The 14,578-nt window shown below is 70.0% G+C and carries 12 protein-coding genes; 5 read left to right on the top strand and 7 right to left on the bottom strand.

The window, feature by feature from the left end:
- The first annotated feature begins 229 nt into the window (after positions 1-229).
- From HMPREF9058_RS12685 to HMPREF9058_RS12670, 4 genes are read left to right on the top strand one after another with little or no spacing between them, the layout of a single operon-like run.
- Positions 230-472, top strand: a complete 243-nt coding sequence (locus tag HMPREF9058_RS12685) for a DUF4244 domain-containing protein (RefSeq protein ID WP_043538408.1) — start codon at positions 230-232, stop codon at positions 470-472.
- A gap of 21 nt (positions 473-493) precedes the next feature.
- Positions 494-679, top strand: coding sequence for a hypothetical protein (locus tag HMPREF9058_RS12680; RefSeq protein ID WP_009407656.1), 186 nt, complete (start codon positions 494-496; stop codon positions 677-679).
- Positions 673-987, top strand: coding sequence for a TadE family type IV pilus minor pilin (locus HMPREF9058_RS12675; protein WP_043538407.1), 315 nt, complete (start codon positions 673-675; stop codon positions 985-987). The genes HMPREF9058_RS12680 and HMPREF9058_RS12675 overlap by 7 nt, the downstream gene beginning before the upstream one ends.
- On the top strand, positions 984-1,358 hold the full coding sequence (locus HMPREF9058_RS12670; protein ID WP_009407515.1) for an Rv3654c family TadE-like protein: 375 nt from the start codon (positions 984-986) through the stop codon (positions 1,356-1,358). The genes HMPREF9058_RS12675 and HMPREF9058_RS12670 overlap by 4 nt, the downstream gene beginning before the upstream one ends.
- Positions 1,359-1,548: 190 nt before the next feature.
- On the opposite strand, the gene HMPREF9058_RS12665 is transcribed toward HMPREF9058_RS12670, so the two are convergent.
- From HMPREF9058_RS12665 to HMPREF9058_RS13255, 7 genes are all read right to left on the bottom strand, one after another.
- Positions 1,549-3,693 carry an ABC transporter ATP-binding protein gene (locus HMPREF9058_RS12665; RefSeq protein WP_009407539.1) on the bottom strand — a complete coding sequence of 715 codons (2,145 nt, stop codon included), beginning with the start codon at positions 3,691-3,693 and terminating at the stop codon, positions 1,549-1,551.
- Positions 3,690-5,423, bottom strand: a complete 1,734-nt coding sequence (locus HMPREF9058_RS12660; RefSeq protein ID WP_009407506.1) for an ABC transporter ATP-binding protein — start codon at positions 5,421-5,423, stop codon at positions 3,690-3,692. The genes HMPREF9058_RS12665 and HMPREF9058_RS12660 overlap by 4 nt, the downstream gene beginning before the upstream one ends.
- 210 nt (positions 5,424-5,633) lie before the next feature.
- Complete coding sequence (locus HMPREF9058_RS12655; protein ID WP_009407637.1) at positions 5,634-8,567, bottom strand: DEAD/DEAH box helicase; 2,934 nt, start codon at positions 8,565-8,567, stop codon at positions 5,634-5,636.
- Between the two features lie 500 nt (positions 8,568-9,067).
- A complete protein-coding gene (locus tag HMPREF9058_RS13930) occupies positions 9,068-9,574 on the bottom strand; it encodes a zinc transporter (protein WP_254654173.1) in 507 nt (168 codons plus the stop codon).
- Between the two features lie 317 nt (positions 9,575-9,891).
- A complete protein-coding gene (locus tag HMPREF9058_RS12645; RefSeq protein ID WP_139019063.1) occupies positions 9,892-10,533 on the bottom strand; it encodes a DUF6318 family protein in 642 nt (213 codons plus the stop codon).
- Positions 10,534-10,942: 409 nt separating this feature from the next.
- Entirely contained in the window at positions 10,943-12,733 is a 1,791-nt protein-coding gene (locus HMPREF9058_RS12640; RefSeq protein WP_009407636.1) for a M20/M25/M40 family metallo-hydrolase, read from the bottom strand.
- A 139-nt stretch (positions 12,734-12,872) separates the two neighbouring features.
- Positions 12,873-13,055 carry a hypothetical protein gene (locus HMPREF9058_RS13255; RefSeq protein ID WP_009407476.1) on the bottom strand — a complete coding sequence of 61 codons (183 nt, stop codon included), beginning with the start codon at positions 13,053-13,055 and terminating at the stop codon, positions 12,873-12,875.
- Between the two features lie 610 nt (positions 13,056-13,665).
- On the opposite strand from HMPREF9058_RS13255, the gene HMPREF9058_RS12635 reads away from it, so the two are divergent.
- Entirely contained in the window at positions 13,666-14,559 is an 894-nt protein-coding gene (locus tag HMPREF9058_RS12635; protein ID WP_050798079.1) for a hypothetical protein, read from the top strand.
- The last annotated feature ends 19 nt before the right edge of the window (positions 14,560-14,578 follow it).

Below are 14,578 nucleotides of genomic sequence, written 5' to 3'. Positions count from 1 at the left end.
CGCAGCATCCGGCCATCGCGCCGTCGGTGCCTCCATCCACGCGGCCGGGCCGATCGGCCAGGGCTCAGGCGGTCCCCGATGCCACAGAGCCGGGACTGCAGGTGGTCTCCACAGGGCTGACAAGCCCCTGAGCGCGGCGGCTCGGGGCGGCCCGATGCTGGTGGGGCGGGCACGGCGCCCGCTGGGGAGCGGCGGTGTGCTGGTCCCCACCGACCAGAGGAGAACCACCATGAGGAGACCCACCCGGACCACCTTGCGCACCAGCGTGATGCTGGCCCGCCCGAGTGACGCCTCGACGCTGCCAGCGCTCCTGCGGCGCTTGACGAGCAAGGAGGAGGGCATGGCCACCGCCGAGTACGCCATCGGCACCTTGGCGGCCGCGGCCTTCGCCGGCCTGCTGCTGGCGCTCATGCGCTCGGGCAGCCTGAGCGGGGCGTTGCAGTCCATCATCGAGCAGGCGCTCTCGGTGTGATGTGCGCTGTCATCGCAGCAGGTGGGCGCGCTCGCCCCCGAGTGGCCCGGGTACCCGGCGGTGGCCGACGTCGCCGCCCGGGTCCCGCTTCCCGCCGGCATTCCGGCCGCGTGGAACCGCATCCCTCACCTGGTCGCCGGCCCCGACGAGGCCGCTGGGGCGGCGACCAGGGCGGGTGCACCGGAGGAGGAGAGGAGGGGATGGTGACGGCTGAGACGGCGTTGTCACTGCCTGCCGTCGTCCTCGTCCTGCTGATGGTGCTGGCGGCGGTCAGCGCTGGCGTCACTCAGTTGCGGGTGGCCGACGCCGCCCGCACCGCCGCCCGTCAGGCCGCCATCGGCCAGGAGGACTACGCCGGCGCCGCCCAGCGCGTGGCCGGAGGGGTGAGCCTCGGCGTCGAGCAGGGCGAGCTCACCTGCGTCACCGCAGCCCGCCCTGTCCCCGGCCCCCTGGGCGGGCTGGGCCTGACGGCCCGGGCCCGCGCCTGCACCTACACCGAGCCGAGCAGCCCATGAACCGCCCCGGCTGTGACGAGCGCGGCTCGGGGACCGTCTACGCGCTCGGCGTCATCGCCGTGCTGCTGGCCGCGGCAGTCGGCATCACGGGCCTCATCCAGGCCCAGAGCGCCACCGGCCGGGCCCGGGCCGCGGCCGATCTCGCGGCCATCTCCGGTGCCACGGTCCTGTCCTCGGTCGTTGCCCCGGGCGACCCCTGCGCCATGGCGCAGCGCGTGGCTGCAGCCAATGGCGCCTCGGTGAGCGCCTGCTCCGTGGCCGGTGAGGACGTCACCGTCAGCGTCGTCGTCCCGACGACGATCCTCGGTCGACCCCGCCAGGCCACCGCCCGGGCCCGTGCCGGCCCCGTCGACGCCCCACCCACGCCGTGAACCGGCCCGAATCCGGTCGTTGAGACGGTGCGCCCGGGCGCCTGAGGCGTCGAGGACGCACGTCAGCCTTCGACGACGCCTGTCACGGGTACAGTCCGCGAGGCCTACCGTGCATCCTCGAGGGTGGGGACCGGCGAGAACCGGCCTCCACTCGGGCCGGCGCCGCCGGACATCGGGGGCAGTCCGGCCCTCAGTCCTCGACGGCGACGGTGGCGCCGCCCGCGAACTGGGCCGCGTGGAGGCGCGCGTAGGCACCGCCCGCTGCGATGAGCTCATCGTGGCTGCCCTGCTCGACGATGTCGCCGTGCTCCATCACCAGGATGGTGTCGGCGTCACGGATCGTGGACAGACGGTGAGCGATGATGAAGCTCGTGCGGCCCTCGCGCAGCGCGTTCATCGCCTGCTGGACCAGCAGCTCCGTGCGGGTGTCCACCGAGCTGGTGGCCTCATCGAGGATGAGCACTGCCGGGTTGGCCACGAAGGCCCGCGCGATCGTGAGCAGCTGGCGCTCGCCGGCGGAGATGTTCGCGGCGTCCTCCTCCAGAACCGTGTCGTAGCCCTGCGGCAGGGCCTTGATGATGTGGTCGACGAAGCATGCCCTCGCGGCGGCCTCGACCTCCTCATCACTGGCCCTGGGCCGCCCGTAGCGGATGTTCTCGCGGATCGTGCCCGCGAACAGCCACGGGTCCTGCAGGACCATGCCGGTGCGGCGACGCACGTCGTGACGCGTCATGGTGGCAATGTCGCGCCCGTCGATGAGGATGCGTCCCCCGTCGAGCTCGTAGAAGCGCATGAGCAGGTTGACCAGCGTGGTCTTGCCCGCCCCCGTGGGCCCCACGATCGCAACCGTGTGCCCGGGGTCCACCCGCAGCGACAGATCCCGGATGAGCTCGACCTCCGGACTGTAGGAGAAGCGCACGTGCTCCATCTCGATGACACCCGGGCCCGCCGGGCTCTTCGGCGAAGCCGCCGAGGTGCTGGGACCGGTCCCCGCGGCGCCGGTGCTCTTCGGTGCGACGTCGTCGGGACGCTCCTCCTCGGCGTCGAGCAGTTCGAAGATCCGCTCGGCGCTCGCGGTCCCGGACTGCACGGCCGTGGCCATGCCGCCGAGCTGGCCCAGGGGCTGGGAGAACTGCTGGGAGTACTGGATGAAGGCCTGCACATCGCCCAGGCGCAGCGACCCGGAGGCGACCATGGCGCCGCCGACCACCGCGATGGCCACATAGTTGATGTTCCCGATGACCAGCATGATCGGCATCATGATCCCGGAGAGGAACTGCGCGCGCAGCGAGGCCCGGAACAGCTCCTCGTTCTCGGCGGCGAAGGCCTCGCGCACCGAGGCCGTGCGCCCGTAGACCTGCACCAGGGCGTGCCCGGAGAAGGACTCCTCCACCCGGGTGTTGATCTTGCCGGTGCGTGCCCACTGGTGGGTGAAGGCCTTCTGCGAGCGCGGCCCGATCACCCCGAAGACCACACCCATGAGCGGGAACATGATGAGTGCCACCAGCGCCAGCTTCCAGGAGATGGAGAACATCATCCCCAGCACGCCCACCACCGTGAGGATCGCGGTCAGGGCGCCGGACAGGGACTGCTGGAGGGTGTTGGTGACGTTGTCGACGTCGTTGGTCAGGCGGCTGAGCAGCTCGCCGCGCTGGACGGTGTCGAAGTAGCTCAGCGGCAGGCGGTGGACCTTGTCCTCCACCTGGGCGCGTAGCCGGTAGAGGGCCTTGATCGTGATGCGGTTGATGAGCCAGCCCTCAAGCCAGTTGAGCAGGCTTGAACCCACGTACAGGCCCAGCACCACTGTCAGGATCCGGCCCAGGCGGGTGTAGTCGATGCCCGCACCGGGGACGACGTCCATCGCCGAGAGCATCGTGGCGAAGTCATCCATCCCCCGCGCCCGCAGAGCCTCGATGGCCTGGGCCTTGGTGGTGCCGGCCGGCAGCATCGTGGAGACCACGCCCTCGAAGATGACGTTGGTGGCCTGCCCCAGCACCTTGGGGGCCGCCACGGCCAGCACCACCGTGCCCACGGCGGCCAGGGCCACGATCATCAGGGAGACCCGGTAGGCGCCCAGCAGCCCGACCATCCGCTTGAAGGAGGGCCAGAAGGCCTCGGCCTTGCCCGGAGGCGGACCGTCGTGCCAGTCGCCCGAGGCGGCCTGCGCCTCAACGGCCAGCTTGAGGTCCTCCTCGCTGAGCTCATCGGGGCCGACGGCGGCGCTCGCGGCGGTCCGCGCACCGCTCCCGGCCTTCTCGCCGGCGATCTTGTCAGTGTTCTCTCCGGTGTTCCTGCCGGCCTTCTTGCCCATGTGGCTGCTTGCGTTCCTGCTCATGCTGCGGCCTCCGCTCCGAGCTGGGAGGTGACGATCTCGCGGTAGACGGCGCAGGTGGCCAGCAGCTCGGTATGCGTGCCGCTACCCACCAGGTGTCCGCCGTCCAGGACGAGGATCTGGTCGGCCTCGACGATCGTGGAGACGCGCTGGGCCACGATCACCTTCGTGATACCGGCCGTCGCCGGCCCCATGGCCTCGCGTAGCCGCGCGTCGGTGGACACGTCCAGGGCCGAGAAGGAGTCGTCGAAGATGAGGATGTCGGGCCGGCGCACCAGGGCCCGGGCGATGGCCAGGCGCTGACGCTGACCACCCGAGACATTCGTGCCGCCCTGGGCGATGGGTGCCTCCAGCCCCCCGTCCATCTTGGAGACGAAGTCCTTGGCCTGGGCGACTTCCAGGGCCTCCCACAGCTCGTCGTCGGTGGCCTCCTCGCGCCCCAGGCGCAGGTTGGAGGCCACGGTCCCGGCGAACAGGAAGGGCTGCTGGGGCACGAGCCCCATCTGTGACCACAGCGCCTCGGGGTCGGCCTCGCGCACGTCGGTGCCGCCGATGAGCACCTGCCCGCTGCTGGCCTGAAGCAGCCGGGCCAGCAGCCGCACCACCGTGGACTTGCCCGACGCCGTCGAGCCGACGATCGCCGTCGTCGTCCCGGGCTGGACGGTGAAGCTCACCTCTGCCAGGACGCGGGCGTCGGCGTTGGGGTAGACGAAGGTGACGTCCCGCATCTCAACCGTTCCGGGAGTCGGGAAGGTGTCGACGGCGTCGGGGGAGGAGGTGATGGTCGGCGGCGTCGCCAGCACCTCGCTGATGCGCTCGGCGCACACGGCGGCGCGCGGGATCATGATCGTCATGAAGCTCGCCATGACGATGCCCATGAGGATCTGCATGAGGTAGGACATGAAGGCGATGAGGGTGCCGACCTCCACGTCGCCGTCACCGACCTGGTGGCCGCCGAACCAGATGACGCCGACGATCGTCACGTCCAGCACCAGCATCACCAGCGGGAACAGCAGGACGAAGAGCTGCCCCACGCGCTCGCCGACCCGGGCGATATCGGTGTTGGCGTCCCCGAATCGCTCGGTCTCGGCCTCCTCGCGCACGAAGGCGCGGATCACTCGGATGCCGGTGAGCTGCTCGCGCATCACCCGGTTGATGGCGTCGAGCTTGTCCTGGTAGGAGCGGAACAGGGGCAGCATCCGGCTCACGATGAGGCCCACCGCCACCAGCAGGACCGGCACCGACACCCCGATCAGCCACGACAGGCCCGGGGCGCGCGTGACCGCCATGACGATGCCGCCCACCGCCATGACCGGCGCCGTCACCAGCATCGTGGCGCTCATCATCACCAACATCTGGACCTGCTGGACGTCGTTGGTATTGCGGGTGATGAGCGAGCCAGCCCCAAAGGCGGAGATCTCCCGCTCGGAGAAGCCGCTGACCCGGTCGAAGACCTCGCCGCGCAGGTCCCGGCCCATGCTCATCGCCGCGCGCGCCGCGAGATACGTCGCCGCGACCGAACACACGCCCTGGGCCAGGCTCACCCCCAGCATGAATGCGCCCATCCGCCAGATATATCCGGTGTCCCCGGTGGCCACACCCTTGTCGATGATGTCGGCGTTGAGGGTGGGGAGGTACAGGGAGGCCATCACCTGTGCGAACTGAAGCACCAGGACGCACACCAGTAGCCCCGTATACGGTCGCAGGTGCCTGCGCAGTAATCGAACGAGCATGCTGGGAACGTATCAGCCTCACGGTGCGTGAGGGCGAGCATCTCATGAATATGAGGGAGAGCGTCTTATGAATTTTGGTCATGCCCGCGTAGGGGGTGGGCTCACGTCGCGTCAGGTCCGGCGGCTGGATTGACCGTGTCGGACGACGTTGCCACCGCTTCTGCGAGGTGTGACTCGCAGAGCAGCAGGTCGGAGCTCAGTTGCCTCTGGTCACTGGGGTCGAGGGGCGTCCGAGTCGTCCGTTCTGGACAGGTCTCGGTGAGCGGGGTCGGTGGTCGAGGGGGTCTGGGGCGCCGCCTCGAGTAGGAGCCGCAGCAGGACGGTGGCCCCGGCCTTGTCCAGGGGCTCGTTGTTGTTGCCGCACTTGGGCGACTGCACGCAGGAGGGGCAGCCGCTCGCGCAGCCGCAGCCCTCGATGACGGCCAGCGTCGCCTCCAGCCAGTCGCGCCCGGCCCGGTAGCCGCGCTCGGCGAAGCCCGCGCCGCCGGCGTGCCCGTCGTGGACGAAGACCGTGGGCGCCCCCGTCTGCGGGTGCGCTGCGGTTGACAGCCCGCCGATGTCCCAGCGATCGCAGGTGGCCAGCAACGGCAGCATCCCGATGCTCGCGTGCTCGGCCGCGTGCAGGGCCCCGGGAAGGTCGGTGGGCTCCAGGCCCGCCGCCTCGCAGACCTCCTGCGGGATCGTCCACCACACGGCGGCGGTGGGCAGCACGTGCTCGCCCATCTCCAGGGAGTGCTGGGAGACGACCTCCCCGCCCGGCAGCGCCATCCGCTGGTAGCCGGTCACCTGACTGGTGACCTCCACCGAACCGAAGGACCAGGTGATGGTGCCTGCGCCCGGGGGTTCGGGGGCGTCACCGGGGGCAGAACTGGCCCGCCCGCTGCCGGCCGGATCGGGGCCGATACCGGCTGGAACGGAACCGTCGCCGGAGCCGCTGCCGAGACCGGAGCCTGCAGCGGAGACGGCCGGCTCTTCCGGCTCGCGCGCCGACGGCTCACGGCAGTCCTCCGGCGTCGTCTGACCCGGCCGCCCCCAGACCTGCTGCTCGCGCTCGGCGATGATGCGCACGCTCGAGCGCGACCGGGCCCGCGTGCGGTAGCCGACCGCCGCCTTCTGCCGCACGAGGGCGACGTCGTCGGCCAGCTCCTCGACCACGTAGACGCGCCCCTGGTGGACGTAGACCGCGCCCTCGTGGACGGTGGAGTCGGCGGCCGCGCCGTCGACCGTGCCGATGATGACGCCCGTGTCGGCCTCCACCACCGGCACCTCGGGCGGCCCGTCGCCGCGCAGGGAGGTCAGGTCCTGGGGCCGCCCGGGCAGGTTGACGTTCCAGAACCAGCCCGTGGGCCGACGCCGCAGTGCGCCCCGACCCTCCAGCTCGCGCAGCAGGGCGTCGTCGGGCAGGCCGAACAGGGCCAGGTCCGAGGCCCGCAAGGGCGCCTCGGAGGCGGCGGCGCACAGGTGGGGTGCGAGCACGTAGGGGTTGGCCGGGTCGAAGACCGTGGCCTCGGGGGCGGCGAAGACCGCCTCGGGGTGGTGCACCAGGTAGGCGTCCAGCGGGTTGTCGGAGGCGATGAGGACGGCCAGGCCGCGGGTGCCGGCGCGTCCGGCCCGGCCCGCCTGCTGCCCTAGCGAGACGCGCGTGCCCGGCCAGCCGGCGATGAGGACCGCGTCCAGTCCGGTGACGTCGATGCCCAGCTCCAGGGCATTGGTGGTGGCCAGGGCGCGCAGCCGGCCCGAACGCAGGTCGGCCTCCAGGGCCCGACGCTCCTCGGGCAGGTAACCGCCGCGGTAGGCCGACACCGTGCCGACGAGCTCGGGCAGCGAGAGCCCCAGCGTGTGGCGGGCCCGCTCGGCCACGACCTCCGCCGAGCGACGCGAGCGCACGAACACCAGCGCCCGGGCGCCCACGCTCAGCAGATCCACGAGCAGCTCGGCGGCCTCGACGACGGCGCTGCGCCGCGCCGAGGGGTCCTCGCCAGGGTCGCCCGAGTCCGGTTCGGCGCTGCCGGGCGGGGTAGCGCCGCTCGTGACTGGAGGCCGGCGGTGGGCGGCGGAGGCGATGGCGTCGGTGCCGGTCCTCGGCGGGGTCTCTGTTCCCGTGACCTGCTGCGGGGGCGGCGTGACGTTGGGGGTGGGGAGGCTTTCTCCGTCGGCTGTGGCGTGTGTGGGCTGGGGTGCATCGGGGCTCGGGGAGTCCGCGGGGGCCGGACCGCCGTCGCCGGGGGCCGGCAGCACCCAGGGGTCGCGCAGGGCCGGCTGCCACAGGGCCAGGGTGCGCTCCCCGGCGGGTGCGGCGTCGTCGGTGACGGCCACGACGTCGTCGGGCTCGACGCCGATGAGGCGGGCCGCGGTGAGGGCCGGCTCGGCCGCCGTCGCCGAGGCGCACAGGACGACCGGCTGCGGGCCGCGCGGGCGCAGGCGCGCCACGAGTCGCAGGAGGCGGCGCAGCACGAGGGCGACGTGCGCGCCTAGGATCCCGCGGTAGGCGTGGCACTCGTCGATGACGATGTAGCGCAGGCCCCGCAGGAGGCGGCTCCAGCGCTCGTGGCCCGGCAGCAGGGAGAAGTGGAGGAAGTCGGGATTGGTCAGGACGACGTCGGCATGAGCGCGCACCCAGTCGCGCTCAGGCAGGGGAGTGTCGCCGTCGCAGGTGCCGGCGCGCACCGTGCGCAGGGAGCCCGCGGGCGTGCCAGCCTCGCGCTGGACGGCCTCGAGCTCGCCGATGAGCCGGGCCAGGGCGGCGGCCTGGTCGGCGGCGAGCGCCTTGGTGGGGGAGAGGTAGAGGGTGGTGGGGCGCCGGGTGTGGGCGGAGATGCGCGAGTCGGCGCCGGGGGACTGGGCGGCCAGGACGTCGGAGAGCGCCGGCAGCCAGGCCGCCAGGGACTTGCCCGAACCGGTGCCGGTCGCCAGGACCGTGTGGCGGCCGGCGTGGGCGGAGTGCGCGGCGGCGACCTGGTGCGTCCAGGGGCGCTCGACGCCCAGGCGGCGGTAGGCGGCCACGAGGTCGGGGTCCGCCCAGTCGGGCCAGTCGGCGTGGTGGCCGGGGCGGGCCGGGGTGCGCTGGAGGTGGACGAGCCGGCCGTCGCGCCCGCCGATGGACTCCAGGAGCCCGGTGAGGTCGCGTGCGGTCCCGTCTGCCATGGGGCACAGTCTGCACCACCGGTGGATGAAGGCGTCTGTGGGGTCTCGGCGGTGGGTTGTGGGGTCTTGGTGTCACGGATGGCGACTTTTAGGCCGTCCATCGGTTGGCGCGCCTGGGCCTGTATGGCTCTGACCTGCGCATATGCACCGGGGCGTGATGTCCATGAGTCTGGCTCGTCCCTAAAAGTCGCCCACAGTGACACCATTCGCCGAGCGAGCCAGCGGCCTGCTCTCCGGCCGCGTGTGCCGGCTCTGGGGCTTAGGTGCCGTGGGTTGAGTGGGGTCTCGGCGGTGGTCTGAGAGGTCTTGGTGTCACGGTTGGCGACTTTTATGTTACCTGTCGGCTGGTGTGCCCGGGTCTGTGGGGCTCTGGCCAGCGCATACGTGTGCCAGGGTGCGATGTTGTCGGCCAGGTGTGCTCCTAAAAGTCGCCGATTGTGACACCGTTCGCCGGCCGAGCTGGTGGTCTGGGGTGCGGCCGCGTGTGCTGGGTGTGGGGGTTAGTGGCCTTGGGCTTCTTCGGCGTCGTCGGTGAGGTAGGTGATGGCGCGGACCAGGTCGTAGGGGGTGGTGGTCTCGGTGGTGGTGATGGTGCCCTCGATGGGCCGCCACTGGCTCTCGCCGGCGGGGCGGAACCTCGTGGTCCAGGTGGTGGTCAGGGTGGTGGTCACGCTGGTGGCGGTGTGCTGGTAGTAGTGGGTGACGGTCTGGTGGGGGTAGGGGGCGCCTGGGTCGGTGGTGGTTGTGGTGGTGCCGTCTCCCCAGCCCCAGGTGTAGGAGGTGGGGGCGAACTCGACCTCGATGGGGGTGCCCAGGATGGTGGTGGTCTGGTAGCGCACGGCGGGGTTGGTGTAGACGATGAAGGCCTTGGAGATGATGACCTTGGGGCCCGGGGGCTGGCGCGTGATACCCGAGCCGGAAGCGATCAGCGTGGCGGCCTGGCGGGTGGTCAGCGTAATGACGGTCGGCTCTGCTGATGGCTCGGAGGGCTCAGGATCTGGAGCCAAATTGCATGCAGCCCGCATTTTCTTGTTCTCATCTTGATAAGATTTGCAGTTGCCGTGAGGTATCGCTAATTTGGTTTGACTGTCTGAGTACTGCACCGTCGTTCCAGGCGGGCTGGAAGGCTCAGGATGCTCTGCTGGCTGAGGTGGAGTCACAGTTTCACGACGTTCTCCATGAGTGACGACATGATTGTCGCCGGACTCCGCTCCCCAGCTTACAGCTGTTCCAGAGTCCTGAGAGGAACCTGGTGCACTCACGGCACTTGGAGACAGCGCTCCCGCGCATAGCAATAGGGTAATGGTGAAATGGTCGTGGAATTTCATTGTTCCAACACCTTGACTCCGCCGATCATCCAGCGAGTTCCGTTGTATCGGATTGCGAAGTCCAGGACTTGGTTATCTTTGGGGTCGGAAATTGTCGGATCTTTCCCTCCGCCTGGGTGCGACACTACCTTTCCCTGATTGGCGGTGACATCTAGTTCGTTGTAGTCGTATCCGTCGATTTTCTCGTAGTATGTGTAGTTCGTGATTTCTTGGTCCCACTTATCGGTCCATCCGCCGTCCTCGTGGAGCTTGGTGGCTCGATCGATAACGGATTTGCAGAACTGGCAGCGGTCGTCGCTCATCTTTGCTAGTTCGGTGGTGTTGCCGGTCATGTAGGCGTAGCGGTACAGCTCGAGGAAGTACCAGGCCGTCATGGCTGCCCCCTCGCGTGTCTGGTCATTCATCTGCTCGGGCTTGGCCGGTGCGGGTTCGGCCAGGGCGGCATCGCGCTTGGCGCGCAGCTCAGGAGTCAGGGCCGCTTCCCGCGAGGCGGTCGCACTCGCGTTGGCATCAGCGATGCCCTTCTCAGCCCGAGCAACAGCAGCCGACGCGCTGGCACTGGCGCTTGCACTGGCCTCAGCCTTGGCGTCCCTCACCGAGCAGGCCGCCACCCCCAGCGCCAGCACACACACCGCCACCAACCCGGCCACACCCCTGCGGCGGCTGTGCGCGGCAGGGCGGCGCTCCAAGATGGTGACCCGGCCATGGCCGGATGCAGGACGCTGCACACCCACGGGCGCAGCGGATTGTAGGGACGCACTCATCACGGAAGCCTCCTCGCCACCGAAACAACTCCATACCCCGCCCGGCCGGGCGACGCTGTCCGTCCAGACGGTGCATTGACATTACCTGCCCCAACGCCCCCAAACCAGGCCCCGAGGACACCCTGTGGAAAACCTCGAAAAGAGACTCGTGCACCAGCCCCGTCGCACCCGGCCGGGACCTTGATCCACCCCGCTCAACAGGCCGGGGCCTCGGTGCCACTCACTAGGAGTGGTCCCGAGGCCCCGAGGCCGCGCTTGCAGCGGCGGCTTTCTGTGCGCCTCCCTACGCCGTCGCGGCAGCCCGACCTGCCGTGGCAGCGCCGTCGGGAACGCCGTCAGAACTGCTGCTGGTCCACGCGGTGGCGCCCCGGGCGTGCCGGGAACCGGCCTGCAGGAGCACGAGCGCCAGCGGTGCCACCGGCACGATCGCGAAGAACACGGTCACCCACACCGCGCCCAGGCTGAGCATCTCGTGGATGAGCAGGACCGCGGGGGCAAGGATCGCCACGATGATGAAGGCCGCCAGCGCCCCGACCACCGGCCGCACCCGCCTCGGCGCCAGCGCGGTCAGCGCCAGGGCGAGCGTGGGAAGGACCAGGACGTAGGCAGCGCCGGGCAATAGCACCATGAGCGGCACGCAGGCCGCCGCCAGCAGGAGCACCACCGCGGCGAGGGTCTCCTGACCGAGCCCCTCCTTCCACCGCCGCACCACGAAGTGCACCGTGAGCCCGGACCCGATCAGGGCCCCGCCGGCGAACATCCACACCAGCAGCGGGTTCGGCCCGAGCCCGCTCTCCGGCGCCCACTTCATCGCCATGGCCCCGCGCTGCACCAGCCCCGCGGCGGCAGAGGCGAACGCGGCCCGCCACGTCAGACCCCAGACGCTCCCCAGGACCCGCTTCCAGCGCAGCGACCGTGCCCGCACCGCAACGACGCCGAGCGCGGCGATGACGGCCAGGCACCCCAGCCCCGTCCCGACCGCCGCCGGGTAGCGCACCGTCAGCCCCCGCCACAGCTGGAAGAAGTGAAGGTCGCCGTCGGCCGTGAGCGTGGGGGCCTGCCCGTCGAAGGCCCAGGCCCGCGCGAGGTCCAGGACCTGGTCGCCGTAGTGCTGGAGGGTCGAGTGGTCGACGTAGCGCGGGGCGTCGGTGGGGTGGTGGTAGTGCTCGGCCGCCCCAATCGCCGCGATGTTGAGCACCGTGAAACCCTTGGGGATGAACGCCGCCATGTCAGTGGTGTTGGGCATGCGCGCGTACAGCGAGGGGAGGAGCGAGCCGGCCACGGGCTGCTTCACGTGGCTGAGGAAGTAGCCGGCGACGGCCCTGTTGTTCGGGGAGGTCTCGAACATGAGTGCCGGGCCGCTTGTGCCGCGCGCCTCGAGGTTGAGGACCAGGTCGACGCTCTCGTAGTCGGCGCGGTGGTGGCGCATCTCGTTGCGGGCGCCGATGAGGCCGATCTCCTCGCCGTCGGTGATGACGATCTTCAGCGAGTTCTCCGGCTGGCGCCCCTCGGCCTTGAGGGCCCGAAGCGTCTCGACGATGGCGGCCACGCCGTAGCCATCGTCGGCTGCCCCGAGAGAGGTGCCGTCGGTGATGTGCTGATGGCCGCTCTCGTCCGCCTCGACCGTGGCCGAGTCGTAGTGGGCCATGAGCGCCATGGTGTGCTCGGACTTCCCCGGCACGTCGACGACGATCGTGTCGGCTTTCGCGTCCTTGAGCGTCGCCTGCTGCTCGGCGGACAAGTCATCGAAAATCCTCTTGTCCGCCGGGTCGCTGAGATCGAACATCGGGTCGGAGTGCACGGTGGGGGTGTAGTCGAGGTCGGTGAACATGCCGATGACGTCGTCGCGCGCCCGGCCGTGCGCCCCGCGGCGCAGGACACTGTGGGGCTCGTCGGCGAGGCGGTTGATGGCGGCCATGGCGCGCTCGGCGGAGAACGTGGTCGGGTCGGCGGTGGTCGGTGCGGGGGAGGGCAGGATGAGGACGCTCAGGCCCGCCACCAGACCCAGCAGGGCGGCGATCGGGGCCAGCAGGTGCCGGGTGAGACCGGGCGCGGAGAAACGGCGATCAGTCATGGTGTCAGCTTTCCGGACGTGAATCGGTGGTGAATGAGGGGAGGGGCAGCGTCGCCTTCACGCCTTCAGCTCGCCGGTGGTGAGGACAGGGCCCCGGGATGCGGCGTGGGGTACGAACGCGGTGCCAGGCGTGGCCGGCTCAGGCCTTGGGCCAGGCGACGACCAGGCAGACGGCGACGAAGGCGACAGTCAGCGCCACCTGCGTCCAGCCGAGCCAGGCCCGGAGACGCGGCAGGGCGGGCAGATCCGGCCACAGCGTGATGCCCCGGACGATCCCGTACAGGCCGGGCAGCGACACCGCCGCCAGGATCCAGGTGGGCACATACGCCCAGGGCCCCGAGACTGGATGGGAGATATGGGTCTGACCTGCTGCGACGGAGGTCGGGAACGGTGGAAGGGAGAGGTATCCGTGCTCATGGGACCAGGCTGTCGGAGCGTGATCGCCCACACGATCCAGCCACCTGGTCGGTCGATGTCGGGCCAGCCCGACAACACCGTGACGGTCCACGAGAAGGACGGGGTGGCGGGGTGAGGTGGGGTGTCCCGCCCGGATCTGGGTGAGCGCGGGCAACGGTGATGCCGGCGAACGGCCTCCCGTGTGGTCCCGGGCGTGCAGAGGGCCTTGGAGAGGTGGGGAGTGTCCAAATCGGATACAAAGGCGGCAACGAGTACTGAGTGCGCCTGACAGAACCTCATGATTCCGCGGTTCGTATCGCTGGGTGAAACGTTGTTGGGATCCTTTGTGTCCGATTTGGACACCATGCCCGGGCTGCCGGGCGTGATGTCTCTGGACATGGGTGACAGTTCTGTGTCACGACATCGGTGACACTTCGATGGGTCCTGGAGGCCACAGGCTGACGGATGCGCCAGTTGTCCACAGGGCGTCGGCGGCCGGGTTGCACCCACTCCGCAGCCGGGCGGCAATGGGCTCCATGAGCACCTTGGGCACAGACCTGCTCGCCGTTGTTCGTGGCTGCTACGGAGCGGTGCGCGTTCGGGACCTTGACCTGTCCCGCACCCAGCGCCGTCATGTCGCCTCGCTGGTGAGAACCGGTGAGCTCATCGCCTATGAGCATGGGGTTGTCGGTATCCCGGGTGCTGAGCGCGCGGTTGTGCTGGCGCGCATTCATGGAGGGCTCCTCACCTGCCAGGCCGCTATGCGCTACTACGGGCTGCCCGTGGCCCAAGGGACCGAGCAGATTCATCTTGTGGTTGCGCCCGGCAGGCGATTCTCGACCGCCGGGCGGGAGGTGCTCCATGCAGACCGGTACCGGACTCGTATATCGCCAACCTCTTATCCGGTTCAGCCACTCCCTGAGGCGCTGGCTCGTTTCCTGCGCTGCCACGTCCAAGACGACTCCCCACTCATCGCTCTCGATGCGGCACTTCACGACGAGCGCGTTACTGCCGAGCAGATTCGCAATCTGCTTCGCGGCCCCGGCTCGGCTCGGGCGCTTGCTCGACTCGATCGCGCCAGCGACCGGGCCCGTTCCCCGTTGGAGACGCTGGTGCGAATGGACCTTGAGGCTGCGGGCCTGGGCTTTGATGACGGAGTGGAGATCGAGGGAGTCGGCGAGGTGGACCTGGTGATCGAGGACTGGGTGGTCGTCGAGCTCGACGGCTACACCTACCACTGCGACGAGTACCAGTTCGGCCTCGACCGCTGGCGCGACCGCCGGCTCGTCGCCCGCGGCTTCCTGCCGCTGCGCTTTACGAGGAAGGATGTCTATGCACATCAGGTCGTTCCGGACGTGCTGAGGGTCTTGGAGAGGTGGGGAGTGTCCAAATCGGATACAAAGGCGGCAACGAGTACTGAGTGCGTCTGATAGAACCGCATGATTCCGC

Origin of the sequence: Actinomyces sp. oral taxon 175 str. F0384 (genome assembly GCF_000223355.1) — a bacterium.
GTDB lineage: Bacteria > Actinomycetota > Actinomycetes > Actinomycetales > Actinomycetaceae > Actinomyces > Actinomyces oris.
Note: the sequence above shows the minus strand (reverse complement) of the source record. Positions and strands in the feature narration are given on the sequence as shown.